General features: G+C 71.3%; 20 protein-coding genes and 1 other RNA gene. 5 read left to right on the top strand and 16 right to left on the bottom strand.

Going from position 1 to position 25,176, the window contains the following annotated elements:
* Window positions 1-173: 173 nt before the first annotated feature.
* From CP967_RS21400 to CP967_RS21385, 4 genes are all read right to left on the bottom strand, one after another.
* A complete protein-coding gene (locus CP967_RS21400) occupies window positions 174-1,598 on the bottom strand; it encodes an acyltransferase family protein (protein ID WP_229888363.1) in 1,425 nt (474 codons plus the stop codon).
* Entirely contained in the window at window positions 1,595-3,799 is a 2,205-nt protein-coding gene (locus CP967_RS21395) for a bifunctional polysaccharide deacetylase/glycosyltransferase family 2 protein (RefSeq protein ID WP_150489515.1), read from the bottom strand. The genes CP967_RS21400 and CP967_RS21395 overlap by 4 nt, the downstream gene beginning before the upstream one ends.
* Window positions 3,800-4,570, bottom strand: coding sequence for a hypothetical protein (locus CP967_RS34745; protein ID WP_229888364.1), 771 nt, complete (start codon window positions 4,568-4,570; stop codon window positions 3,800-3,802).
* A 165-nt stretch (window positions 4,571-4,735) separates the two neighbouring features.
* On the bottom strand, window positions 4,736-5,719 hold the full coding sequence (locus CP967_RS21385; RefSeq protein WP_150489514.1) for a LysR family transcriptional regulator: 984 nt from the start codon (window positions 5,717-5,719) through the stop codon (window positions 4,736-4,738).
* Window positions 5,720-5,898: 179 nt separating this feature from the next.
* On the opposite strand from CP967_RS21385, the gene CP967_RS21375 reads away from it, so the two are divergent.
* Both CP967_RS21375 and CP967_RS21370 read left to right on the top strand, forming a co-directional pair.
* Window positions 5,899-7,116: an MFS transporter gene (locus CP967_RS21375; protein ID WP_150491976.1), complete on the top strand. Its 1,218-nt coding sequence runs from the start codon at window positions 5,899-5,901 to the stop codon at window positions 7,114-7,116.
* Between the two features lie 331 nt (window positions 7,117-7,447).
* The gene (locus CP967_RS21370; RefSeq protein ID WP_150489513.1) at window positions 7,448-7,792 is read left to right on the top strand and encodes a hypothetical protein; all 345 of its coding nucleotides are present in this window, start codon (window positions 7,448-7,450) and stop codon (window positions 7,790-7,792) included.
* A 24-nt stretch (window positions 7,793-7,816) separates the two neighbouring features.
* Here the strand turns inward: CP967_RS21370 and CP967_RS21365 are convergent, their stop codons facing one another.
* On the bottom strand, window positions 7,817-8,386 hold the full coding sequence (locus CP967_RS21365; protein ID WP_150489512.1) for an ATP-binding protein: 570 nt from the start codon (window positions 8,384-8,386) through the stop codon (window positions 7,817-7,819).
* Window positions 8,387-8,612: 226 nt separating this feature from the next.
* Here CP967_RS21365 and CP967_RS21360 point away from each other — a divergent pair, with 226 nt between their 5' ends.
* Together CP967_RS21360 and CP967_RS21355 are read left to right on the top strand one after the other, a co-directional pair.
* The gene (locus tag CP967_RS21360) at window positions 8,613-9,482 is read left to right on the top strand and encodes a helix-turn-helix domain-containing protein (protein ID WP_150489511.1); all 870 of its coding nucleotides are present in this window, start codon (window positions 8,613-8,615) and stop codon (window positions 9,480-9,482) included.
* On the top strand, window positions 9,479-9,685 hold the full coding sequence (locus CP967_RS21355; protein ID WP_150489510.1) for a DUF397 domain-containing protein: 207 nt from the start codon (window positions 9,479-9,481) through the stop codon (window positions 9,683-9,685). The genes CP967_RS21360 and CP967_RS21355 overlap by 4 nt, the downstream gene beginning before the upstream one ends.
* Window positions 9,686-9,753: 68 nt before the next feature.
* On the opposite strand, the gene CP967_RS21350 is transcribed toward CP967_RS21355, so the two are convergent.
* The 7 genes from CP967_RS21350 to ftsE all read right to left on the bottom strand — a co-directional run bounded on the left by CP967_RS21350 (window position 9,754) and on the right by ftsE (window position 18,849).
* Window positions 9,754-14,166, bottom strand: coding sequence for a caspase, EACC1-associated type (locus CP967_RS21350; RefSeq protein WP_150489509.1), 4,413 nt, complete (start codon window positions 14,164-14,166; stop codon window positions 9,754-9,756).
* Complete coding sequence (locus CP967_RS21345; RefSeq protein ID WP_150489508.1) at window positions 14,156-14,578, bottom strand: effector-associated constant component EACC1; 423 nt, start codon at window positions 14,576-14,578, stop codon at window positions 14,156-14,158. Before CP967_RS21345 ends, CP967_RS21350 begins: the two co-directional genes overlap by 11 nt.
* 318 nt (window positions 14,579-14,896) lie before the next feature.
* Window positions 14,897-15,284, bottom strand: a transfer-messenger RNA (tmRNA) gene (gene ssrA / locus CP967_RS21340).
* 120 nt (window positions 15,285-15,404) lie between these two features.
* Window positions 15,405-15,899 carry an SsrA-binding protein SmpB gene (gene smpB / locus CP967_RS21335; protein ID WP_150489507.1) on the bottom strand — a complete coding sequence of 165 codons (495 nt, stop codon included), beginning with the start codon at window positions 15,897-15,899 and terminating at the stop codon, window positions 15,405-15,407.
* Between the two features lie 18 nt (window positions 15,900-15,917).
* Window positions 15,918-17,117 carry a S41 family peptidase gene (locus tag CP967_RS21330; RefSeq protein WP_150489506.1) on the bottom strand — a complete coding sequence of 400 codons (1,200 nt, stop codon included), beginning with the start codon at window positions 17,115-17,117 and terminating at the stop codon, window positions 15,918-15,920.
* A gap of 68 nt (window positions 17,118-17,185) precedes the next feature.
* Entirely contained in the window at window positions 17,186-18,106 is a 921-nt protein-coding gene (gene ftsX, locus CP967_RS21325) for a permease-like cell division protein FtsX (protein WP_150489505.1), read from the bottom strand.
* A gap of 53 nt (window positions 18,107-18,159) precedes the next feature.
* Window positions 18,160-18,849 carry a cell division ATP-binding protein FtsE gene (ftsE, locus tag CP967_RS21320; protein ID WP_150489504.1) on the bottom strand — a complete coding sequence of 230 codons (690 nt, stop codon included), beginning with the start codon at window positions 18,847-18,849 and terminating at the stop codon, window positions 18,160-18,162.
* A 270-nt stretch (window positions 18,850-19,119) separates the two neighbouring features.
* On the opposite strand from ftsE, the gene CP967_RS21315 reads away from it, so the two are divergent.
* Window positions 19,120-19,311 (top strand): hypothetical protein, encoded by a 192-nt coding sequence (locus tag CP967_RS21315; RefSeq protein ID WP_150489503.1) that lies wholly within the window; start codon window positions 19,120-19,122, stop codon window positions 19,309-19,311.
* 172 nt (window positions 19,312-19,483) lie between these two features.
* Here CP967_RS21315 and CP967_RS21310 read toward each other — a convergent pair whose 3' ends face one another.
* The 4 genes from CP967_RS21310 to CP967_RS21295 form a co-directional block, all read right to left on the bottom strand.
* Window positions 19,484-20,335, bottom strand: a complete 852-nt coding sequence (locus CP967_RS21310; protein WP_150489502.1) for an LPXTG cell wall anchor domain-containing protein — start codon at window positions 20,333-20,335, stop codon at window positions 19,484-19,486.
* Window positions 20,336-20,696: 361 nt separating this feature from the next.
* A complete protein-coding gene (gene prfB, locus CP967_RS21305; protein ID WP_150489501.1) occupies window positions 20,697-21,803 on the bottom strand; it encodes a peptide chain release factor 2 in 1,107 nt (368 codons plus the stop codon).
* A gap of 82 nt (window positions 21,804-21,885) precedes the next feature.
* Window positions 21,886-23,124 carry a serine/threonine-protein kinase gene (locus CP967_RS21300; protein ID WP_150489500.1) on the bottom strand — a complete coding sequence of 413 codons (1,239 nt, stop codon included), beginning with the start codon at window positions 23,122-23,124 and terminating at the stop codon, window positions 21,886-21,888.
* Window positions 23,125-23,269: 145 nt separating this feature from the next.
* Window positions 23,270-24,925 carry a serine/threonine-protein kinase gene (locus CP967_RS21295; protein ID WP_150489499.1) on the bottom strand — a complete coding sequence of 552 codons (1,656 nt, stop codon included), beginning with the start codon at window positions 24,923-24,925 and terminating at the stop codon, window positions 23,270-23,272.
* Between the last annotated feature and the right edge of the window lie 251 nt (window positions 24,926-25,176).

Raw genomic sequence — 25,176 nt, 5'->3', positions numbered from 1 at the left:
CACGGGGTGCCGCGAGGTGACCGGAGCGCAACCTTGCTCTCACTCGGCCCCGGGGGGCGCGGTGAGCCGTCCCGGTCCGCCCCGCCCCCGGGCGGGGACGCGGCGGACCGGGGCGGGGACGCGGCGGACCGGGCCCGGACCGTGGGCACGGGCCCGCCGGGCTCCCCGGAGGGTCAGCCGGCCGTGCGGCGCCGGCCGGCCGGCTTCCCGGAGCCGTTGGGCCACAGCCGCGGGCGGCGCTTGGCGGCGACGTCCTCGACCCAGCCGAACGCCAGGATCGCCAGCCCGAGCAGGGGCCAGATCAGGATGAGGATCAGCGCGTCGTACGACTTCTCGATGTAGGTGTCGAAGGTGTCGCCGAACCACGGGATGTCCCAGCTCATCTCGACGATCCGGCCGGCCGCCATCAGCAGGAGGTTGTGCCAGAGGTAGATCGTCACGGCCCGGTTGTTCGCCAGGGTGACCAGGCTGTCCCAGCCGGCGAACTTCCCGGGCAGCGTCCGCCAGGACGGCGCGTACACGAGCAGGATCGCGCAGAAGCCGAGCGACCAGGTGGCCTGTGCCAGCGGGATCTCGTCCAGGTTCCAGCCCTCCTCGGTGAGGTGGCCGGACGCCCACCACAGGCCGAAGCCCATGACGATCGCGGCGGTGGAGACCGCCAGGTAGCGCGGCACCTCCTTCAGCAGACCGTCGTTGTGGGCGAATCCGAGGATCCAGCAGGCCCCGAAGACCGCGAAGTCGGTCAGCGCCTCGCCGAACACACCGGGCACGTCCACCAGGCCCGTACCGATCACGGCTGTCAGCGCGACCGGGGCGAGCAGGGTCGCCCAGGGCAGCCTGCGGAACGCCCGCAGGAGCAGCGGCGAGGCGATGACGAACCAGAGGTAGGCCCGGATGTACCAGAGCGGCCCCACCCCCTGGTCGGCCCAGCTCAGTTCCAGCAGACCGCCGGGGGAGCCGCTCTCCTCCGGGTACGGCGGGGAGCCGACGGGGAAGACGTAGAAGGCCAGCTTGGCGAACCACCACAGTCCTTCCTCCCGTACGGGCTTCCAGCTCAGCGCGAACATCATCGGCAGGACGACGAGCGAGAAGAGCCACATGGGCGGGAGCAGCCTGCGCAGCCGGCCGCGGATCACACTGCCCGCGGGGCGGGACAGCGACCGGGCCATCAGCGAACCGGCCAGGGCGAACATCACGCCCATGGACGGGAAGACGACGGTCAGCCAGGCCCACCCGAAGAGGTGGAAGAAGACGACGCGGACCAGGGCGACGGCCCGCAGGAGGTCGAGGTAGCGGTCCCGGCCGGGTTTGCCCGTACCGGTGGCGGAGGGCTCGGGAGCCTCCTCCGGAGCGCCCTGGGCCACCTGGGTGGCCCGGGGCGTCTGGGGCGCCTGGGGCTTGCGCAGCCGTCGGGCTCCCGGCGGCAGGACGGCGAGCCGCGTGGTGGGGACGTCCTGACCACCGCCGTGGGGGCCGTGGCCCCCGGGCCCGCCGCTCCCGGCCCGGCCGGGGTCCGGATTCCGGCCGCGGTACGGATACGGGTCCAGATCCGGATTCGGGTCCGGGTTCGGGTTCACGCTGTCGTTCGGGTGGGTCATGCGGCCGGCCTCCGGTGCGTCACCGCTTCCTTGCGCCGGGGGGCCTGGGCTCCTCCGGGCGTGTCCACCACTCCGGTGCGGCGGAGCTTCTGCCAGCGCAGCCGGCCGCCGGTGAGCGCGGTGATCCAGGACTGGAGCAGCACCACGTACATCAACTGCCGGTAGAGAACCTGCTGGAGCGGCAGGGAGATCAGATACGACATCCGCTCGCGGTCCAGCCGGAACGCGTACGCGGCGCACACGCCCTGGACGGCCAGCACACCGAACCACGCCGAGACGGTCTTGCCGGTCGGGCCGAAGACCAGCCCGTACAGCAGGAAGACGTCGATCAGCGGGGCCAGCAGCGGGGCGACCACCATGAACAGGGAGACGAAGGGCAGTCCGACGCGCCCGAAGCGTCCCGACGCACCTCGTTCGACGACGGATCCGCGGTGCTTCCAGATGGCCTGCATGGTGCCGTAGGACCAGCGGTAGCGCTGCGACCACAGCTGTTGCACGGACTCCGGGGCCTCGGTCCAGGCGCGGGCGTTCTCGGCGTAGACCACGCGCCAGCCGTCCCGGTGCAGGGCCATGGTGACGTCGGTGTCCTCGGCGAGGGTGTCCTCGCTCATACCGCCGATCCGGTCCAGCGCGTTCCGCCGGAAGGCGCCGACCGCGCCGGGGATGGTGGGCATGCAGCCCAGGACGTCGTACATCCTGCGGTCGAGGTTGAAGCCCATCACGTACTCGATGTGCTGCCAGGCGCCGATCAGCGAATCACGGTTGCCGACCTTGGCGTTGCCCGCGACCGCCCCGACCCGGCTGTCCCCGAAGGGCTGCACGAGTTCGCGGACGGTGGTCGGTTCGAAGACGGTGTCGCCGTCCATCATCACGACGACGTCGTAGCGGGCGTTGCGGATGCCGTTGTTGAGCGCGGCGGGTTTTCCGGCGTTGCGCTGGCGGACCACCCTGACGTTGGGTATCCGCATGGCCTCGACCACGTCGGCGGTGCCGTCCGACGAACCGTCGTCGATGACGATGACCTCGATCGGGTAGTCGCTGGCCACCAGGGAACGCACGGTCGACTCGATGCACTTGCGCTCGTTGTAGGCGGGCACGAGGACCGACACGGGCCGGGTGTAGGGCTCTCCCCACCGGAAGCCCTTGCGGCGGACCCGCCGGGCGTGCAGGAAGGAGAGCAGCAGCATCAGCCCGAAGCGGGTGAAGACCAGGACGCCGATGACCGCGAGACCGACCACCAGGACACCGGTGACGTGCTCGGATATACCGACGGCGAAGACGAACGCCTTGCCCTTCCAGAGGTCGAACCCGGTGACCTGGGTGTGGGCGCTGGGCGCGCCGAGGGCCGCCGTCAGGTTGGTGAAGCCGTAGCCGCGTTCCTGCATCTTCGGCAGGAACAGGTCCAGGGCGGCCACCGTCTGGGAGCGGTCACCGCCGGAGTCGTGCATCAGGATGATGGCGCCCTCGCCGTGCTCCGGCGTGGCCCGGTCGATGATCGCGCGGACGCCGGGGCGCTTCCAGTCCTCGCTGTCGGTGTCGTTGACGACCGTGAGGTAGCCGCGGCCGCCTATGTACTGGGTGACGGGCCAGGACTTGTTGTCCATGGCGTCGGAGAAGGAGGAGTACGGCGGCCGGAACAGAGAGGTCCGGATCCCGGCCGCACCGGCCAGCACCAGCTGGTTCTGGGAGAGTTCCCAGTCGATGCGGCGGGCGGACTGGTAGGAGAGGTCCGGGTGGTTGAAGGTGTGCAGCCCGACCTCGTGCCCCTCGTCGACCATCCGCTCGACCAGGTCCGGGTAGCGCGAGGCCATGGTGCCGGTGACGAAGAAGACGCCGTGCGCGTCGTATTCCTTCAGCTTGTCCAGGACCTTCGGGGTCCAGACGGGGTCCGGTCCGTCGTCGAAGGTCAGGACGATCCTGTGGTCGGGTATACGGAGCGTCTTGGGGGCCTCCTGGGCCCGGCGGGCGTCGATGACCGGCCCGCCGCCGAGTATCTCCTCGGGCACCTGGGTGGTGGGGGCCGGGGGCTGGACGCGGTGGTCCGCGAGGATTTCGCTGTGTACGTAGCCACGCAGCATCAGCATGGCGAGCAGGGCCACGAGGAGGACCGAGGGGAGCAGATAACGCATCGGCAGGCGCCGGGGTGCGGTCCGCTTCTTCTTCCTGGGGTTGTGCCTGCCCCGCGGGGCGGGGGTTGTCATCTACTGAGCGCCTTCGTCTGGTTGCACCATGGGTTCCGGGGAGACCGGGGCCGGGGCGGGACGTGCCACGCCGGGGTCCCCGGTGTCCGTCGCGGAGGAAGGGGGGACGTCCGCGTCGGACCCGGTGGCGGGGGAATCCGATGCGGAACCGCCGGCGGCCGTGTCACCGGCGGAGAGGGGGGTCCTCGACGCCGGGAAGCCCGCGTTCTGCTGGGAGAGCCCGGACACGGGGCCGCCGGCGGCCCCGGTGGGGGCCGTGGCGGGACCGGCGGTCCCGGGCTCGGCCGCCCCGGACGTGCCGGTGGTGGCTCCGGAGGCGCCGGGCTCCTGGCCGGTCCCGGCGGAGGAGCGGGAGCCTGAGCCGGAGTCGGGGTCGGAGCCGAGGTCGGAGCCTGAGCCGGAGTCGGGGTCCGAGTCGGAGGAGGTCACGCCCCCGCCGGTCCGCTCCTGCTCCTGTCCTTGCCCTTGCTCCTGTCCTTGCCCTTGCTCGGATATCGGCAGCCAGGGCGCGCTGGAGTTCCCGCCGAGCACGGCCACCACGAGCGTCACCGCGTAGACCGCGCAGACCGCGGCGAGGAACCAGCCCAGCCGCCGGTAGGTCTTGCCGCGGCGGCCGCTCTCGTCGACGAAGACAGGGTTGTCCGAGGCGTCCGGCGGGGTGGCCTGTGCCTGCAGATCGGCGAGTTGCCGGCCCAGTCCGCCGAGCCGGATCGTGGCGTCGACCGGCTCACAGGTGTGTCCGGTTCGAGTTTCTTCGCGCCAATTCTCCACAGCTGTCTGCTCTTTCCCCACTCAAGGAAACAGGCGCGCGGGAATGGCTGGATTTACGCCATGAATCGGGCCCCCGCCCCCTGCCCACAGCCGTCTGCCGCAACGCACCCGGAGCCCTGAATGTAGCGCACGCGAAGGCCCCGCAGCCCCGCCTGTCAGCTGTTCTCAGCAGTTCTCACAGGAACCGTGACGCATGAGTGACACATCCGTGTCGGGGAGCCAAGAATCAGGTGGATATACCATCCACCCCTCTGTTGCAGCGAGTTCCGTCACTGCCGTACGCAAGGCGGTCAAACCGGGATGGTTCGTTCCGGTACACCAGACCATCAGCAGCGGGGACAGCGGAACCGGGCGCACCAAGGGCCGCAGCACCGTTCCGGGCAGCGGAGGGAAGTCCACGACGGCCAGCACGGGGTTTCCGGTCTTGGCCATGACTCGCTGAAATTCAGCCACCCCGACGGCGAGCGGAGCGGGTGGCGCCAGCACGACGTCCCACCGGGCGAAGAGCCGTTCCGCGAGATCGGTCCACTCCCGGGTGCGCGCATTGCCCGCCCCGGCATAGACGGTTTCTCCGGAGAGATCACTCATGGCGACGACCTCACGCGCGGCCAGGGGGTGATCAGCCGGCAGCAGCACGGCCATCGGCTCGTACCGCACCGGCTGTACGGAGAGTCTGGCGAGCACCTCCGGGTCCAGTCCCCCGGCCCGGCCGAAGGACACATCGAGCCGTCCGGCCAGCATCTCGCCCGCGGCCCAGGTCAGTCCGCTCTCGAAACGGGCCATCAGCTCGCACTCGGGGGCGAGTTCCCGGGCCCTGGCGAGGACCCGCGCGGCGGTCATCCCGTCGGTGTTGAGGTCGACGAGCAACGGCCGCGCGGCGGGGTCGGCGAAAGCGGCGGTGAGGGCCGCGTGCGCGTCGAGCACCCGCCGGGCGTACGGCAGGAGCCGCTCCCCCTCGGGGGTGAGCGCGACCTGCCGGGTGGTACGGGCGAAGAGCGCGCCGCCCAGCTCCCGCTCCAGCCGGCGGATGTCCCGGCTCAGCGCCTGCTGGGCGACGTAGAGCCGTGCGGCGGCCCTGGTGAAGTGCAGGTCCTCGGCCACGGCCACGAAGGAGCGCAGCAGTCTGGGATCGATGTCGGGAGCGGCCACCCGGCGAATTTACAACACAGCTGCGTGAATAAGCGCTGATCAGGTGTTGGACGGTGCTCCCGGCCCGCCGTGAGGCTTGTCCCGTGTCCCACGAAACCACCACCGCCCCGGAGACCGGCACCGCCCGGGGGACCGGCACCGCCCGCCCCCCTGAGGAACCGGCTCCGGAGACCGTCCGCCTGGAGACGGCGCCCCCGAAGACGACGGCCCGCAATCCCTACCTCCGGCTGCTGTCCACCCCCGGGGCACGCGCCTTCACGGCGGGCAATCTGCTCGCCCGGCTGCCCATGGGCATGTTCAGCGTCAGCGCCGTCATCATGATCGCGGGCGCGTACGACTCGTACGCCCTGGCCGGGGCGGTCACCGCGACCGGTCTCGCGACGACCGCCGTGGTGGCCCCCTGGACGGCCCGGCTGGTCGACCGCCACGGTCAGGCGCGGATCGCCGTACCCGCGACCGCGCTCGCCGTGCTCGGCTCCCTGGCCCTGGTGCTGTGCGTACGCCTGGACGCCCCCCTGTGGACGCTCTTCGTCGCCTACGCCGCCACCGCCACCACCCCGAACACCGGCGGTATGTCCCGCGCCCGCTGGGCCCATCTGCACCAGGGCGACCCGGCGGCCCTGCACACCGCGAACTCCTTCGAACAGGCGGCGGACGAACTCTGCTTCATGCTCGGCCCGGTCCTCGCCGCCGTCCTGTGCGGGGCGCTCTTCCCGGAGGCCGGGACCCTGACCGGGGCCGTCCTGCTGATGACCGGCGTACTGCTCTTCGCCGCCCAGCGGTCCACCGAGCCCCCCGTCGCGCCCCGCACCCGCGCCGCCTCCCCCCTGCGCACCCCGGGCATGCCCGCACTGCTCACCGTCTTCCTCGCGACGGGCGCGGTCTTCGGCTCCATGGAGGTCGTCTCGATCGCCCACGCGGGGGGCGCGATCCTGGCGCTCCAGGCCGCCGGTTCCTGTGTGGCCGGCCTGGTCTACGGTTCGCTGCGCCCCGCCGGGAACGTCCACCGCAGACTGCTGCTCTGCCTGGCCGGCATGACCGCGCTGATGGCGCTGCCCCTGCTCGCCGCCACCACGGCCGAGGCCCTGCCGGTCCTGGCCTGCGCCCTCCTCCTGGCGGGCGCGGCCACCGCCCCCACCATGGTCACCGGCATGACCCTGGTCCAGCGGCTCACGCCCGCGTCCCAGCTCAACGAGGGCATGACCCTCGCCGTCACCGCCCTGCTCGGCGGCATAGCCGCCGGATCGGCGGCGGGCGGCTGGCTGGTGGAGCACGCGGGCACGGTCACCGGCTATGCCGCCCCGCTGGGCGCGGCGGCCCTGGCCCTGACGGTCACGGCGGCCTGGGCGACGGCACGACGCCGGGCGGCACGGAACGCGGGCCCCGTCCGCACCTGAGCCTGCCACCGGTGAGGAGCCGCGTCACGGGTCCGTCGCTCCGCGCGGGGAGCCGCGTCACGAGCCCCTCGCTCCGGACGGGGAGCCGCGTCACGGGTCCCTCGCTCCGGACGGGGAGCCGCGTCACGGGTCCGTTGCGCCGGACGGCGGACGCGGATTCGTTTCTTCACTGCCCGTACGGGTGAAGCGCGGGTGCGGTACGGGTACCGCGTGGACGCGGGCCCGTTCACCGGGCAGAAAGGGCCACGCAAGGTTCCGCCCGTTCCACCCGTTCCGCTCGTTCCACCTGCTCCGCCCGTTCCACCTGTTCCGCCGAGAGAAAGACCCGCCCATGCGTCTCCGCTCCGCCGTCCCCGCCGTCCTCGGCGCCGTCCTGCTCCTCGCGGCCGTTCCGGCTTCCGCCTCGGCCGCCACAGGACAGTTCCGCTACGACTACGTGACCGTCGAGGGGTACGAGGCGACCGGCTTCCTCAACAGCCCGCCCAGCGGCGAGTGCGTCAACCTCCCCGGCGTCGGCCCGGACAACCCCCTGCCCGGTCACTCACCGAAGAACCGCACGGACGCCTGGGCGACGGTCTTCGCCGATGCCGACTGCGAGGGGGACTCCTTCGCCCTCCGTCCCCACACCGGCGGGGCCTCGGAACGGCTGAAGGTGCGCTCGGTCGTCTTCAGCTGACGAAGCGCCGGGATTCGGAGGACTTCAGCCCCTCAAGGACGAGCACCGCTGCCCGGGCCGGCCGGGCCGGGCAGCGGGAAGCAGCCGCCCGGCCCGGACCTCCCCCGGGGCGCACCCGCTCCGGGAACCGTCCCCCGTGCCGCCGCCCACGCCCTCCCGCACCCCGGCCTCCCCCGCGGCCCGGGGTACGCCGGCCGCCTCCCGGCTCCCCGACAGCACGAAGTACGTCGCCTTGCCGCGCAGGACGGGGCGTACACCCCAGTCACAGGCGAGGCTCTCCACCAGCAGCAGTCCGCGCCCGCCCGTCGCGGTCCCGGCCGTGCGCTCCTGGCGCAGCACCGGCATGCCGCTGCCATGGTCGATGACGCTGACCGTGAGCAGGTCTCCCACGAGGGCGCAGACGACCCGGCAGGAGTCACCGCCCGAGGCGTGCAGCACGGCGTTGGTGACGAGTTCGCTGGCGAGCAGTTCGGCGGTGTCCGAGAACTCCTCGGTAAACCCCCACCCGCGCACCACCCTCCGTACACGTTTTCTAGCCTCCGCCACACAGCTCTCGACAGCCGGGAAGACAAAGGTCTGCTCTTCGTTGAGCACCGGAGTTCACCTCTCGGCGGGTGGCGAAAGGTGGCGAATTCCACCTCTCACCACGGGCATTGCCACGCTTCGCCACACTGAGAGCACGTTGCGTGACCGAGGGCGTCACAGTAGTGCCGCATACTCCCATTTCGCAACTACCCCTTTCGCATATATGCACGAACATGTGTTGGCGTTCGCGCCCGGCCGCCGGGCACACTGAGCCCCGACATATTCGAGGAGCGTGATGGGCCAGACGATCAGGAGCCGCCGCCTCGGTTCCGACCTGCGGCAACTGCGCCGCAGGTCCGACATGACGGCAGAGGCGGTCGGTTCCGAACTCGGCTTCTCACAGTCCAAGATGAGCCGCATAGAGAGTGGGGACGTCCGCGTCTCCCGCACCGACCTGAAGGCTCTCCTGGCGCTGTACGAGGTCACCGACGAACAGCAGATAGCCGCCTTCCTCGAAGCGGCGAAGGACGCCAGGTCCCGTGGCTGGTGGATCGCCTACGAGGACGCGCTGCCGCGTGAGTACCGCGACTTCATCGCCCTGGAGGGCACGGCGACCGGCATCCGCACCTTCGAGGGCATGATCGTGCCCGGTCTGATGCAGACCCCCGAGTACACCCGCCACATCATCACGGCGGGCCCGGCGGTGCTGCCGCCCGGCCATGTGGACTCGCTGATCAAGGTGCGGATGGAACGTCAGTCCATCCTGGACGGCGAACAGCCGCCGAAGATCTGGGTCATCGTCACCGAGGGCGCGTTGCGGCAGGTGGTCGGCGGCCATGCGGTGATGCTCGACCAGTTGCACCACCTGACCCGGCTGGCCGAACGCAGCAGCATCACGCTCCAGGTCCTGCCGTTCGAGGCGGGCGCCCACGCGGGGGTCCAGAGTTCGTTCTGGCTCTTCGACTTCCCCACCGACCCCAGCATCGCCTGTGTGGCCAACCTGACCGGGACCCTGTTCATGGACCGGCCCGGTCAACTCAAGGCGTTCTCGGACGCTTTCGACAACCTCCGGGCCAGCGCCTTGAGCCCGGCCGATTCACTGAGGCGCGTCACCGACATCATGACCCTGATGCGCCGCGAACAAGATCAGAGGAACCAGACATGAGCACCTCCACCGTCGTCGGGCCTTTCGTCAAGTCCACCGCGAGCGGCCAGCAGGACGCCTGCGTGGAAGTGGCCCCGCTCTCCGACGGCGGCCGAGCGGTCCGCGACAGCAAGAACCAGCACGGCCCCCGCCTCTTCTTCACCGCCACCCAGTGGACCGCCTTCACCGACAGCGTGAAGGCCGACGCCCGCGGCACCGCCTGACCCGGCGCCCCGCGCCCCCACGGGCCGGGCCCCACGGACCACCTCCGTGGGGCCCGGCCCGCAGTCGCTCATCGGCGCGGGCACGTCCCCCGGTAACCGGCGTCCGGGACCCGGCGCTTCCACTCGTCACGGGTCAGTCCGCCGCCCGCGACCCGGCAGGCCATCCTGACGGTGTCGGCCGCGATCTGCGGATAGTCGCCGAGATCCCAGACAATGCCGGTGCCGTTGCTGGACGTGACCATGGTCCGTCCACGCGGCCCGCCCAGCACGACGTCGTTCACGGCCTTCCAGTGCCCGCCGAAGGAGTAGGCCAGATAGGGGTTCTCCCGGTCGGCGACGCTCCACAGGCGTACGGACCCGTCATCGGCCGCACCCGCGAGCAGGGCACCGTCCGGGTGGAAGGCCAGATGGCGCATGGTGGGGAGCTGCGGATCGGTCAGGGTGACTTCGCCCAGCTTGCGAGGACCGTGACCAGGACGCGCTTCCCACAGGTGCACGGGCATTCCGTCCTGGCCGGTGAGGACGATGCTGTCGACGGCGGCCACCGCGTCCCCTCCGGGGGCGAAGGCGGCCACCGAACCCGGATACCGGTGCCCCACCGACAAGGCGCGTGTTTTCCCGGCCTTGAAGTCCCACAGCCCGACCTCGCGTCCCGGGACGAGGATGTAACGGCCGTCCGGGCTGAACGCGATGTCCCGTATCGGGGCGTCGGAGCGGGTAGCCACCACTGCCGGCCGTAGCGGATCGGTGACGTCCCAGACGTGGATCTTCCGCACGTCGTTCAGGGCGAGCAGCGACGCGCCGGGGGCGAAGGCGAGGGAGGGCCCCAGTCCTCCGTCCTCCCCGTGGAGGGTGGCCACGACACGCGGACGGGCACGGTCGGTGACGCTCCACAGAGTGACGCGTGCGTCGTAGTCCACAGCGGCGAGCAGGGTGCCGTCACCACTGAGAGCGACGTCCGCGATACCCGTTCCCGCGCCCTGCTCGTCCTGCGGAGGCTCCACGAGGGAGAGTCTGCGGGGTTTCGCCGGGTCGGAGAGGTCCCACAGGGCGATCCTCCCGCCCCAGGACGCCGCGAGCGTCGTGCCGTCCTGGGTCAGGGCGAGTTCATCAGCCTGCGAGACCGGCCCCAGGAGGTCGAGCTGCTGGAGGTCGGCCAGGTCCCAGCGGATGACCTCCTGGGCGCTGTCGGAGAACGAGACCAGCGAACGGCCGTCGGAGGCGAACGCGACGGCCGCCAGAAAGGACTGGTGCCCGGTCAGCCTGTACTGCTCCACGAGGTCCTCCGGCCTGCCGACATCCCACAGCACGACGGTCTCGTCCCATCCTCCCGAGGCCAGACGGCGGCCGTCCGGGGAGAAGACGAGGGCCGCGACCCGGGCCGTGTGCCCCGTCCTCGTGCCCAGTTCCTTCGGGTGCCGGGGTGAGGAGATGTCGATCAGGGCGACTTCACGGTCGTCGGCCCCGGCCAGCAGTTCGCCGTCCGGGCTGAACGCCACCACATCGCCCGCTTCCCCCACCTCGGCCAGGAAGCGGGGCCGGCCCCGGGAGGTGACGTCCCAGAGCGCCGACCCGCCACCACCCGCGGTGACGAGGAGACGGCCATCCGGACTGAACAGCACCTGGTCCGTCTCCACCGGTTCCTCGTCGGACGCCTTCACCACGGCCAGAACCCGTGGTCGCTTCGCGTCGGCGAGACTCCACAGCACCAGCACTCCCGCGCTGACGTACTTCTTCCAGCCCGCCACCGCCAGCAGCGTGCCGTCCGGGCTCAGTGCCACCGACTCCGGCACACCGGACAGCCCGTCCACGCGCACCGTCGCCACCTCCCGCGGCACGACGTCTTCGCGGAGACCTCCGGTGTCCCACAGTTTCAGTTCATCGGTCCCGCAGGCCGAGGCGACCAGCCGGCCGCCGGTCCCGCCGAAGGCCACGCCGCTGCCGCCCTCCTTCGGCGCCGCACAGTCCAACCGTGCCAACGGGGCGCCCGGGACGGGGGCACGGCCGGTGTCCCACAGCGACAGTCGTGCCGGGTCCGTCTCCTTGGCGGCCAGGGTGCGTCCGTCGGCGCTGAAACCGATCGTCCCGTCCATGGTCCGCGCCGGCAGTTCGAAGGCGCCCCGGAACGGGTTGCGGGCCAGTGTGTCGAACAACCGGTGCCGGGAGTCGGCGCTGGGCTGGAGCGCGTGTGCGGCCAGGCCCAGCCGCAGGGAGGTCCGGGGATCGCTCTGGCTCAGGTTCCCGGCCTCCGCCAGCAGCGCGCGGGCCGTGGCCACCCGCTGTTGGGCCTCGGCGTTGTGCTGCTGGGCCTCGGCATTGTGCTGCTGCCGTACGGCGGCGAAGGCGGCGACCAGAGCCAGGCAGAGAGCCACAGCCACGGCTGCCAGGGCCCGTTGCAACAGCTTCGTCCGCCGCTGTTCACGGTACAGCTCCCGCTCGGCCGCTTCCTCCGAGACCGCCAGGAACTCCCTTTCACGCCCCGGCAGTACGGACTCCTCGGCCAAGGCCAGCGCCTCCCGGAGACGACTGTCCCGATAGAGGAACGCCGGGTCACGGCCTGCCACCTCCCATTCCTCGGCGGCCGTGCCGAGCCGCTGGCGCAGCAGCAGGGCGGCCGTGTCCTCCTCGATCCACCGGCGCAGCCGGGGCCAGGCCCTCAGAAGCGCTTCGTGGGCGATCTGCGCGGTGTCCTGGTCGACGGTCAGCAGCCGCTTGGTCGCGAGCAGGTCCTGGATCTCCTCCGACCCCTCCGGCAGCACGGCCAGCGGGACCCGGTGGCGTACGACGGCGGCGCCTCCGTCCGGCGGGAGGTACACCAGACGCAGCAGCAACTCCTTCATCATCCGGCGGCCGTTCTTGTCCAGCGACCGGTGCAGTTCCTTGGTGGTGGTGGCCACCGAACGCCAGATGCCACGGGTGGCCTCGTAACCGGCGAGGGTGAGCCGGACCCCGCTGCGGCGCAGCCACAACTCCCGCAGCACATGTGCCAGGAACGGCATCGCCGCCGTGTCCGCGGCGGACCGGCCCGCCCGCAGATCGTGCAGCAGCCGGTCCGTCAGCCCGGCCTCCAGGATCAGACCCACCGCACGGGCCGGCCCCTCCACGGCGGCACGCAGCTCCCGTGCGCGCAGCGGCGGAACGGTCAACTGGGCTTTTTCCAATGCCCGTTCAAGCGCGGGGTACTCCAAACAGCTGCCGTAGTGGTCGGCCCGCAGACCGGCCACGACGCGCGGCCCCGGCCCGTCCCCGGCCAGCACGGCGATGAACTCGGCGCGCTCGGCGGGGTCCTCGCACCGGGTGAACATCTCCTCCAGCTGGTCGACCACCAGCAGACGGCAGGCCGTCCGGCCGGGCAGCGGCTCGGGAAAGTGGCCGTGCGCGAGTGCGTCCCGTACCTCGTCCACACCCCGGCCGGTCGTCCGTGCCCATGCCCCGGCGAGCGTACGCATCGGGTGGGCGCCGGGGGCGGGGATCAGCAGGGCGGGGCGGGCGGGGGAGTCGGCGGCCAGGCCCGCGAGCAGTCCGGCGCGCAGCAGGGACGACTTGCCTGTGCCGGAGGCCCCCACGGCCACGATGACCCCGCTGTCCGGGTCCGCCCGCTCCACCAGTTCGATCAGCCTGGCGGCGAGTTGCTCGCGGCCGAAGAAGTGGGCGCTGTCCTCGGTGCGATAGGGCTCCAGGCCGGGATAGGGGCAGGGCACGTCGGCGGGCGGTTCGGCACGGGTGGCGTCCTGGAAGCCACCCGTGCCGTAGGCGTGGTTACGGGCCAGGTGCAGTGAACCCAGCCTGCCCTGGCTCTGCCGGGCCGGGTTGACGCGCGTATCGTCCGCGAACTCCCGGTCCAGCGCGATGTGCAGCCGGTCGGGGGTCAGCCAGGGCTGCCCGGCCGGGTCCCCGGAGGTGAGCAGACGCAGCAGCCGGCCGCTGAACAGGGTGTTCCGCTCGCCCTCGGGAGCAAAGGACAGTTCGAGGTACGAGGAGGAGGTGAGCAGGAAGCTGCCCCGGGGCCGGGCGGTGGAAAAGGCCCTCCGGACCCCGCCGTCCGTCTCCGCCACGGTGCCGGTCCCGGAGAAACAGCAGTCCAGCACGACCAGACTGCCGTGCTCCGGCTCGCCCAGCAGGTCGCACAGGGTGCGGTGGTCGACGGCCTCGGCGATGTTCCGGTCGGACCGGGTACCCCTCGTGGCGAGGTACAGGGTGTCGCGCGGGCCGAGCAGACCGTGCCCCACGTAGTAGAGCAGCACGGGCCCGTCGGCGGTCACCGCGTCCTCCACCGCCGCGATCACCTCGGCGGCGCCGGCTTCCGGAGGCACCCGGGTGACCTGGCCGGGCGTCATTCCGCAGACCCCGACCAGAGCGTCCCGGAGGTCGTCCAGCGTGGTGTCGACGGAGGGCAGACCGGCCAGTTCCGACCCTTGGACGTGAGTACCGGTACCGAAGAGCACGGCACGGGCGCCGGGTCTGCTCAGGTCACCCGTCATGTCCGGGGGCCTGGGATCCGGTGTCCTCCGCCCGGGGCCCGGTGTCCTCCGCGTCCCCCGGCGGGCGTATCAGCTGCTCGGCGAGGGCCGCGGCCTCCTCGGGGCCGAGCGCACGGGCGCGGCTGGAGGAGAGGGAGATCTCGGTCCCGTCGGGGCGGCGCACGGTAACGGTCCAACTGCCCCGACGGGTCTGCACCCAGGCGACCAGCGCCCCCGCGAACACCGCGGCCACCCCTCCCGGCTCCAGGACCGCCACGACGGCATCGACGACGGGGCCCATCGCGCCGGCCGGGGCCCCGTCCCGGTCCAGGCGGCCGACGCGGCTCTTCAGCCGGGGCTCGTTCCGCAGCCACCGGAGCAGCTCGGCGGCACCGTTCGCTTCGTCTCCCCCGTCCCCGGCGCGCACTGTCATGACCAGGTGCATGCATCCCCCCGTCGGACGTCTCGGTTTCGCTGCATGCCCAGCATGCCGCACCGGGAACGGGCGGGGAGGTGGTTCCGGCCGGACCCGGATGTCCGACGGGGTGGCTCCGGGCCGCCGCCGCTGTCGCCGCGGAACGGGGGGCGGGACCTTATGGCGTATTGCCGCCGGACATGCATGCCGTCGGCCCGCGATCGCCGGCGGAACCGGCGCCGGAACCGGAATCCACCCGGCACACGGCACACGGCACCCGGCACACAAAAGCCTCCGCCCCGCGAGAGAACTCGCGGGGCGGAGGCTTACATGGGGTGGTGGAGATGGCGGGAATCGAACCCGCGTCCAACGGTGCGGAACCAGGGCTTCTCCGAGTGCAGTTCGCTGTGCTTTTCTCGGCCCCGGAGGTCACGCGAACAAGCCTCCGACAGGCCCAGCCACTGTTTGATTTCCTTCTGGGCCCCGTGACCGGGCTCAGAAGTTTAGATCCCTTGATGATGCCAGGATCCGGGTCGGGATCACCCCCGGGCTGACACTCCGCAGAGTCTTCGCTTAGCTGCTAATTAGGCAGCGAGGGCGAAGGCGGAGGAATCGCGCTTGGTGTTGGCGATTATTGGTTGCGACATATGGTTTACGAGATCATTGCCGCTTCCTCGACTCGCTTCCCCTGCTTCGACATCCGCTGTCGAAACCGATCATCCCCATGTGGTGTTTTCAAAACGCGCACCCTCTGTGAGGTGCACGGCCCATCGTACGTGACCAACGCACACGGATGCCACTGTATTCCGGTGGCCCCGGCGCCGGCCCGCTTCCCGCCCGGTCCTCAGCCCTGGCGCTGGCGGCGGCGGGCCGCCGCGATGGCGCGGTTGGTCTCGCGGGTGTCCTGCTTCTCCCGCAGGGTCTGGCGCTTGTCGTACTCCTTCTTGCCCTTGGCGAGCGCGATCTCGACCTTGACCCGGCTGTCCTTGAAGTACAGGGCGAGGGGCACGATCGTGTGACCCGTCTCCTGGGACTTGGCCTGGAGCTTGTCGATCTCGGCCCGGTGCAGGAGCAGCTTGCGCTTGCGCTTCGCCGCGTGGTTGGTCCAGGTGCCCTGGACGTACTCCGGGACATGGATGTTGTGCAGCCACGCCTCGCCGTTGTCGATCTGGACGAAGCCGTCGACCAGCGACGCCCGGCCCAGCCGCAGCGACTTGACCTCCGTACCCATGAGCACGAGACCGCACTCGTAGGTGTCGAGGATGTGGTAGTCGTGCCGGGCCTTCTTGTTCTGGGCGATCATCTTGCGCCCGTTGTCTTTGTCTTTGCTCTTGGCCATAGTGCGGTCATTTTCGCACTACGACCCGCCCCCGAGGCCACTCAATACCGTCTCGGCCCGGTCTTCGGCCTCCGCGTCCGCCCCGACGTCCGGCGTGATGCCGCTGCCCTCGACGGTGCGGCCCGCCGGGGTGCGGTACTGCCCGACGGTCAGCTCGGCGACGGAGCCTCCCGGGAGCCTGCTCGGCATCTGCACGGATCCCTTGCCGAAGGTGCGGGTTCCCACGGTCACCGCCCTGCCCCGGTCCTGGAGGGCACCGGTGAGGAGCTCCGCCGCGCTCATCGTGCCGCCGTCCACCAGCACCACCACGGGCCGCTCGGTGTCGCCGCCGGGCTCGGCGTACAGCGCGCGCTGTTCACCGTGTACGTCGTACGTCGCGACCAGGCCGCCGTCCAGGAAGGCGGAGGAGGCGGTGACGGCCTCGGAGACCAGGCCGCCCTGGTTGGCACGCAGGTCCAGCAGGATCCCGGCGCCCCCGGGGGCCGTGTCCACGGCCTCGCGGACCTTCCCGCCGGACCCCTTGGTGAAGGCGGACACCTTGATCAGTAAGGCGGCGGCGGGATCGTCGCCCAGCCGCCGGACGGTGACCGGCTCCGTGCTGAGCCGGGCCCGCGTCAGCGTCGCCGGCCAGGTGCGACCGCCGCGCCGCAGCCCGAGGACGACGGTGGTCCCCTCGGCGGCGTCCTGCGCGTCACCGCGCAGCCACGCGACCACCTCGGCCACGGGGCGCTCGCCGACGGCCCGGCCGTCGACCTCCAGGATCCGGTCGCCCTCACGTATCCCGGCCCGGTCCGCGGGCCCGCCGGGATGGACCCGGGCCACGGTGACCTCGCCCCCGGCCGGGCGGCGGGCGGAGATCCCGACCCCGGTGTACGCACCGTCGAGGGCCTGCTCGAACTCCTCGTACTCCCGCTCGTCGTACACCGCGCCCCAGCGGTCCCCGCTGCGGCTGACGACCTCCTCGGCGGCCTCGGTGACGGATGTGCCGTCCGCCTCGGCGCCGGCCGCGGCCTCCTCGATCTCCGCGCGGTCGACCGGAGCGACCGGAGCGACCGTGGAGGAGACGGAACGCGCGGCTATCTCCGCCTCCCGCCCGCCGTCCTCCCCGGGGAGGGCACCGGTGACCGCGGCGGTGGCCAGCACACTCGCGAACACCAACGTCAGAGCGGCCCCGCGGCCGGCACCGCGGGGTCCGAAACGGTGCGTTTGGTCCGGCATGGGGCCGAGTGTAGGACAACGCCCCGTCGGTACACGGCTGGTGAGCCGTAAGCCCGACGGGGCGCTTGTCACACCTTCAGGTACTTGCGCAACGCGAACAACGCGGCCACGGCGGGCATCAGCAGTCCGATCGCGAGGACCAGCGGCAGCTTGGTGAGCACCGCGTCCCAACCGATGAAGTCGATCAGGTTCAGCTTCTCCTGGAGCGCGAGACCGCCGTCGATCAGGAAGTACCGTGCCGCCAGCAGCAGTACGCAGGCGAAGACGCCGCCGATCAGACCCGCGAACGCGGCCTCCATGATGAACGGCATCTGGATGTAGAAGCCGGAGGCGCCCACCAGCCGCATGATGCCCGTCTCCCGTCTCCGGCTGAACGCCGAGACGCGGACGGTGTTGACGATGAGCATCAACGCGATGACCAGCATCAGTGCCATCAGCACGATCGCCGCCACGTTCATACCGTTCATCAATTCGAAGAGGTTGTCCAGGATGCTGCGCTGGTCCGCCACGGACTGCACCCCGTCACGTCCGGCGAAGGCCGTCGCGACCACCTTGTACTTCTGCGGGTCCTTGAGCTTGACCCGGAACGACTCCTGCATCTGGTCCGGCGTGATGCTGCCGGCCATCGGGGAGTCGCCGAACTCCTCCTGGTAGTGCTTGTACGCCTCGTCGACCGTCTCGAAGAGCACCGGCTTCTCGACGATGTCCATCTTCTCCAGATCGGACTTGATCTGTGCCTTCTGCTCGGCCGTGACCGCGCCCTTCGCGCACTTGGGCGTGGTCTTGGCGTCGTTCTTGTTGCAGAGGTAGATCGAGACGTTGACCTTGTCGTACCAGTAGGTCTTCATCGAGCCGACCTGCTCGCGCAGCAGCAGCGCACCGCCGAACAGGGCGAGCGAGAGGGCGACGGAGACCACGACCGCGAAGGTCATCGTGAGATTGCGACGGAGACCGACGCCGATCTCCGACAGGACGAACTGGGCGCGCATGGCGTCCTTTCAGTATCGGTACTCGTGCGGGGGCGTGAGCGGGACGGGCCCGCTCAGTGCTGGTATCCGTAGACGCCGCGCGCCTGGTCACGGACGAGACGGCCCTGCTCGAGCTCGATGACGCGCTTGCGCATCTGGTCGACGATGTTCTGGTCGTGGGTCGCCATGATCACGGTGGTGCCGGTCCGGTTGATCCGGTCCAGCAGCTTCATGATGCCCACGGAGGTCTGCGGGTCGAGGTTACCGGTGGGCTCGTCCGCGATCAGCAGCATGGGGCGGTTGACGAACGCCCGCGCGATGGCGACACGTTGCTGCTCACCGCCGGAGAGCTCGCCGGGCATCCGGTCCTCCTTGCCGCCGAGGCCGACGAGGTCCAGCACCTGCGGCACGGCCTTGCGGATCTCGCCGCGCGGCTTGCCGATGACCTCCTGCGCGAAGGCCACGTTCTGGGCGACGGTCTTGTTCGGCAGCAGCCGGAAGTCCTGGAAGACGTTGCCCAGCTGGCGGCGCAGCTGCGGCACCTTCCAGTTGGACAGCCGCGAGAGGTCCTTGCCGAGCACGTGGACGGTGCCCGTGCTGGCGCGCTCCTCGCGGAGGATGAGCTTCATGAAGGTGGACTTACCGGAGCCGGAGGAGCCCACCAGGAAGACGAACTCACCCTTCTCGATGTCGAGTGAGACATCCCGGAGCGCTGGGCGGCTCTGCTTCGGGTAGGTCTTGGAGACGTTGTCGAATCGGATCACGGATGCACCACGGTCGGCCGGGAGTAGGTGTGCGTGACCATACGCGAACCGGGCTGAGGCGCGCAGTCGGCGTCCGTCGATGAGGGATTTGTGACGGAAAGTGGCGGGGAACGAACCGGGGCGGGCCGGGCCCGTGCTTTCCGGAACACCTCGGGCCGCGCCGAAACCGGCCGGGGCTGGCACAGTGGAAGGGGGAACGGTCGCGTTTCCCTGAGCGTTGTGCGGAGAGAACGTGTGATGCGGCTCCGCCGCGCGGGAGGAGGAATGCGCATGACCTATGACCGACTGGTGTGCGCGAACTGCGCGGCTCCGGTGGCCGAGGGGCGCTGTCGCGTCTGCCGGGCGAGCCGGGAGCGTATGGAGGAGCAGGGGCTCTTCGCGAACGTCTCACCGGCGGCGCTGATCGCACTGATGGTGGTCCTGCTGGCGGCGCTGGCCCTGCTGGTGCACCAGGCGGCCTGACCGCCTCGCGCGCCCGGTGCCGGGCCGGGACCGCCATGAGGCCCCCGAGGGGGTCCTGGAACACCGGAAGGGCCCGGGGGAGCCGTCTGACGGCTTCCCCGGGCCCTTCTGTACGCCTCTACGGCCCTTTCACGGCCGTGCGGGGCGGTGTCGTACGTTGTTCCCGTACGGCTCAGACAGCCGCGCGGCTGCCGCCGGCCAGGCGCGGCAGGACACGGAAGCCGATACCGCCCGCGATCATCGTGGCGGCACCGATCAGCAGGAACGTGGTCTCGGCCGCACCGGTCTCGGCCAGCTCGTCCTTGCCCTTGCCCTGCTCGACCGGCTGGTTGCCGGCGCTGTTGGTGTCGGTGTTGTCGGCGCAGGCGATGCTGTCGCCGTCGACGGTGCAGCCGGAGCCGTTGCCGCCGGTGGACCCACCGGTGGACCCGCCGGTGACGCTTCCCGGCGTCTCGCCGTCGGGGTTCTCCCCGCCCGGGTTCTCCTCGCCCGGGTTCTCACCACCGGGGTTCTCCCCACCGGGGTTCTCACCGCCCGGGTTCTCACCGCCAGGGTTCTCCCCACCGGGGTTCTCACCGCCAGGGTTCTCCCCGCCCGGGTTCTCACCACCGGGGTTCTCCCCGCCCGGGTTCTCCCCGCCCGGGTTCTCACCACCGGGGTTCTCACCGCCAGGGTTCTCACCACCGGGGTTCTCACCACCGGGGTTCTCACCGCCAGGGTTCTCACCACCGGGGTTCTCACCGCCAGGGTTCTCACCACCGGGGTTCTCCCCGCCAGGGTTCTCACCACCGGGGTTCTCCCCGCCCGGGTTCTCACCACCGGGGTTGTCCGGGTTCTCGCCCGGGTTGGTCGGGTCGTCCTCCTCACCCGTGTAACCGGTCTGGACGGTCACCGAGGAGTCGTCAGCGTCCACGCCGATGAAGCCCGCAGCCTGCGCGGCACCGGTGACGGTGAGCGAGGCGCCCGCGGCGATAACCGCGCCGGCAGCTATCCGAGCGACGCGTACGCGCGTCTTCTTGGTCATCTGTTGCTACCCCCAGTAGCTGATCTCGTCGTTGGAGCAGCCATATGCGGTCCACGGCCCAGCGGGGTCGTTCTCCGCGGGGCCACGTCGCCGTGTTTCATCCCGCCCCCGATCACACCTGTCCCAGACATACGTGTGCTGCCCTAGCACCCTGTCCAGAGTTAAGGAGAACGTCAAGGCCGTTCCGGGGCATACGCTCCGCTATGGACGGTTCTTGACGGCTTTTCGGCATCACGACTGTGACACTCCTGGCCTAGCGTTCCCCAATTCCCGTACGCCGAAAGGCGGAAGACCCCGAAGCACCGAACGCACCGGGCCCGGGCAGGAATCCTGCCCGGGCCCGGCCGCCGTACGGGTACGGCTACTTCTCGTTCTGCTTGCGCCAGCGGATACCGGCCTCGATGAAGCCGTCGATCTCGCCGTTGAACACCGCTTCGGGGTTGCCGATCTCGAACTCCGTACGCAGGTCCTTGACCATCTGGTAGGGGTGCAGGACGTACGAACGCATCTGGTTGCCCCAGGAGTTGCCGCCGTCGCCCTTGAGCGCGTTCATCTTGGCCTGCTCCTCCTGGCGGCGGCGTTCGAGCAGCTTGGCCTGGAGGACGTTCATCGCGGACGCCTTGTTCTGGATCTGCGAACGCTCGTTCTGGCAGGAGACGACGATGCCGGTCGGCAGGTGGGTCAGGCGCACCGCGGAGTCCGTGGTGTTGACGCCCTGGCCGCCGGGGCCCGAGGAGCGGTACACGTCGACGCGCAGTTCCGACTCGTCGATGTCGATGTGGTCGGTCTGCTCGACCACCGGCAGCACCTCCACGCCCGCGAAGGACGTCTGGCGGCGGCCCTGGTTGTCGAAGGGCGAGATACGGACCAGGCGGTGGGTGCCCTGCTCGACGGAGAGCGTGCCGTAGGCGTAGGGGACCTCGACGGCGAAGGTGGTCGACTTGATGCCGGCCTCTTCGGCGTACGCCGTCTCGTAGACCTCGGTCTTGTAACCGCGCTGCTCGGCCCAGCGGAGATACATGCGCTGGAGCTTCTCGGCGAAGTCGGCGGCGTCGACGCCGCCCGCCTCCGCACGGATCGTGACCAGGGCCTCACGCGCGTCGTACTCGCCGGACAGGAGGGTGCGGACCTCCATCTCGTCGAGCGCCTTGCGGACCGACTCCAGCTCCGCCTCGGCCTCGGCCTGCGTGTCGGCGTCGCCCTCGTCCTCGGCGAGCTCGAAGAGGACCCCGAGGTCGTCGATGCGGCTCCGCAGCGCTTCGGCCTTGCGGACCTCGGCCTGGAGGTGCGAGAGCTTGCTGGTGATCTTCTGCGCCGCCTCCGGGTCGTCCCAGAGGGAGGGCGCCGCCGCCTGCTCCTCGAGCGCGGCGATGTCGGCCCTCATCGCATCGAGGTCCAGGACGGCCTCGATCGACCCCATGGTCGAGGAGAGGGACTTCAGCTCTTCGGAAATATCGACGACTGCCACAGGTCCAGCGTAACGGCTGCACGGATGAACCTGTCCCGCCACCCGGGGAGCCGGGCCCCGCCGGGGAGAGTCCGGGCGGCCGTCAGGGCGCCGCCGGGGCGGAGTTGCGGGTGTCCTCGGGGGTGGGGGCCGGGTCGTCTCCGCCGAAGGCGAACCAGCCGCCCACGCCCAGGGCCGCACAGAGCGCGAGGGCCGCCACACCCAGGGTGATACGACGCTTGCGGACGGTGCCGGACCTGTTACGGGCCGATCCCGGGCGGGGCCGGCCCGGGGCGCGGGGGGCGCGGGCGGTGCCGAGGGGGCCGCCGGCCAGTTCGTCGGGGGCCGGGACCCGCATGCTGGTGTGGGTGTCCCGGTTGGAGTCGGGGGAGGAGCCCGGGACCAGCGGTACGGCGCCGCGGCGGCGGGGCTCCTCGGGGACCGGGGCGTAGCCCTGCTCGTCGTACGCCGGCGACTCGGTCCCGGAATCGGGCTCGTCGACGTCGAGCGGGGGTATCCCGGCCAGCAGCGGGATCAGCTCCCGCAGCCGCGTCGCCAGCTCCGAGGCGCGCAGCCGGGAGGCGGGCGCCTTGGCCAGGCACTGCACCAAAAGCTGCCAGAGCTCCTCGGGGATGCCGGGCAGCGGGACGACGGTCTCGGTGACGTGCCGGCGCAGTACGGCGCCGGGGTGGCCGCCGCCGAAGGGCGTGAAGCCCGCCAGGAGCTCGTAGAAGACCGTGGCCAGGGCGTAGATGTCGACCGCGGCGCGTGGCGGGAGCCCCTCCACGATCTCGGGGGCCAGGTAGTCCGGCGTGCCGATGATCCTGGTGGCCTTGGCGCGGCGGGGCGTGTCGATCAGCTTGGCGACGCCGAAGTCGGTGAGCAGGGCGGGGTGGGCGCCGCCGGGGCCCGGGGGGGCCTCCATGTCGAGCAGGATGTTCTCCGGCTTGACGTCCCGGTGGACGACCCCGGCCCGGTGCGCGGCGGCCAGGCCGTCGGCGACGTCCGCGACGATCGCCGCGGCGGCCTCCGGCGCGAGGCGGCGTTCCCGGTCGAGCCTGGTCCGCAGATCGGTGCCGCGGACCAGGTCCATGACGAGCGCCAGGTCGTTCCCGTCGACGACGAGGTCGCGGACGGCCACGATGTGCGGATGATCGAGTCCGAGCAGCGCGGTGCGCTCCTGTACGAAGCGGCCCACGAGCTCCTGGTCGGACGCGAGGTCCTCGCGGAGCAGCTTGACGGCGACAGGCCCTTCCGGGCCCTCCCCGAGCCACACCGTGCCGGCGCTTCCGCGCCCCAGGATCTGGTGGGCCGTGTACCGGCTGCCGATATTCCGTGCCACGACTGCTCCCTCAGCGGCTGGCGTTGACCCCCGGTCGACAAAGTTACGCGGCGATCGGGGCGTTGGGGGCCGCGGACGGCACCGACCTCGGCTTCCGCGGGCCGAATCGGCCCGCGGAAGTCGACAAAGAAACAGGCCGGGGGTGTTACTGGCCCGTAGGTGTGTCGGAGCCGCCTCCGAGGTCCTCGATCCAGCCGGTGACCTTCGAGATCCCGTCCCCGATGGCCTCCCAGTAGCTCTTGCCCTCCGCGATCCAGCCCTGGAGCGGTGTCAGCTCCCAGATCAGCCAGCTCGCGACGACCAGCAGCACCACCGTGAACAAGCAGCCCTTGAGGCAGCCCAGGCCCGGGATGCGCATCGGGTTGGCGCTGCGCTGCCGGGGCGGCCGGGGCTGACGCGGCGCGGGCGGCTGCGGCTGCTGGGGCTGCTGCGGCTGCTGGGGCGGGGCGTACTGCTGGTGCTGCGGCTGCGGCGGGGGTGCGTACGGGCGGCGCTGCGGCTGCGGATACTGCTGGGCCTGCGGAGGCTGCTGATGCGGGGGCTGCTGCCGGTGCTGGGGGGCCGGAGCCGGGGGGGCCTGGCGCTGCGGACGGCGGCGGAGCGGGTCCTGGCCCGGGTCGAGGTACTGCACCTGCGTCTGCTCGTTGCGGTCGCGGGCCGCCCTCAGCTGGGACTGCCAGGGGTGCGGTTCGTCGGGCTGCGGCGCGCCCTCGGGGCGCGGCGGCACCGGCGGCATGACGGCGGTCGGATCTGCGTGCCCGGCACCGCCCCCGGCTCCTCCGGTCTGCGGCAGGACGCTGGTCGGGGCGGCCGGGTCGTAGGAGCCCGCGTTGCCCGGCAGCACCTGGGTCGGGTCGGCCGCGTCCTGGGTGCCGGGGACGGCGGCGGGCGCCGGGTCGGGGGCGAGCAGGGCGCCCACACCCTCGGCGGCGGCGATCTGGGCCGAGTTGGCGTGCACGCCGATCCCGGCGCCGACGGTGCGCAGCGCCCGGGCGAGGTTCACGGCGCTGGGCCGCCGGCCGGGGTCCTTGCTCAGGCAGCGCTCTATGACCGTCCACAGCGGCTCGGGGACGCTGCCGGGGCGGCGGGGCTCCTCGTTGAGGTGCCGGTGCAGCACCTCCAGTGCGGTGCCGCCGCCGAACGGCGGTCGCCCGGTGACCAGTTCGTACAGCAGGATGCCCGCGCCGTAGATGTCCACGGCGGAGGTCTGCGGGCGGCCCTCGGCGGACTCCGGCGCCACGTACGCGGGCGTGCCGACGAACTCGTGGGTCCGGGTCAGCCCCGGGGAGTCGGCCAGCCGCGCGATGCCGAAGTCGGTGAGCATCGGGTGCATCCCGCCGTCGCGCTCGTCGAGCAGCACGTTGGCGGGCTTCAGGTCGCGGTGGACGACGCCGTCGGCGTGGCTGGCGGCGAGCGCGTCCGCGATCTGCGCGGTGAGCAGGGAGGCGGCGACCGGGGTGAAGGGGCCGTTCTCCCGGAGGTAGCGGTGCAGGTCCGGGCCGTCGACCAGGTCCATCACCAGGGCCAGCAGATCGCCCTCGACGACGAGGTCCCGGGTCCGCACGATGTTCGGGTGGGTCAGCCGCAGCAGCACGGAACGCTCGCGCAGGAAGCGCATCACGACGTCCGCGTCGTTGGCCAGCTCCTCCTTGAGCACCTTGATCGCCACGGTCTCGCCGGGCTGGCCGGCGACGGCCGCCTCGGCCCCGGCGGTCTCCCGCTGGCGGGCTCGCCAGACGGTGCCCGTGGCGCCGCGCCCGAGCGGCTCCTCGAGCAGGTACTTGCTGCCGACTGGCCGCACGTCACGCGCTCCCTGCTGATCGTTGTGCTCGGCGGCCCCCCGGCCCGCCCGGATGTTCCGGCCCACTCTAACGACCCGGCACCACGGTGGGGCCGGTCGTTGTCGGGGGAAGACGCAACCATCGGGGAGTTGGTTGCCGAACGAGTGTGCAGCACCTCCCGCGCCAAGGCCAAGCAGGCACTTTTACCCCCACACCCGGCCAATCATGATCACTAAGCGGTCACCCCCGGGCGTGTTGTCAGTGGCGGATG

It is taken from the genome of Streptomyces nitrosporeus (assembly GCF_008704555.1).
GTDB lineage: Bacteria > Actinomycetota > Actinomycetes > Streptomycetales > Streptomycetaceae > Streptomyces > Streptomyces nitrosporeus.
This window is presented reverse-complemented; position numbering and strand designations above follow the sequence as displayed.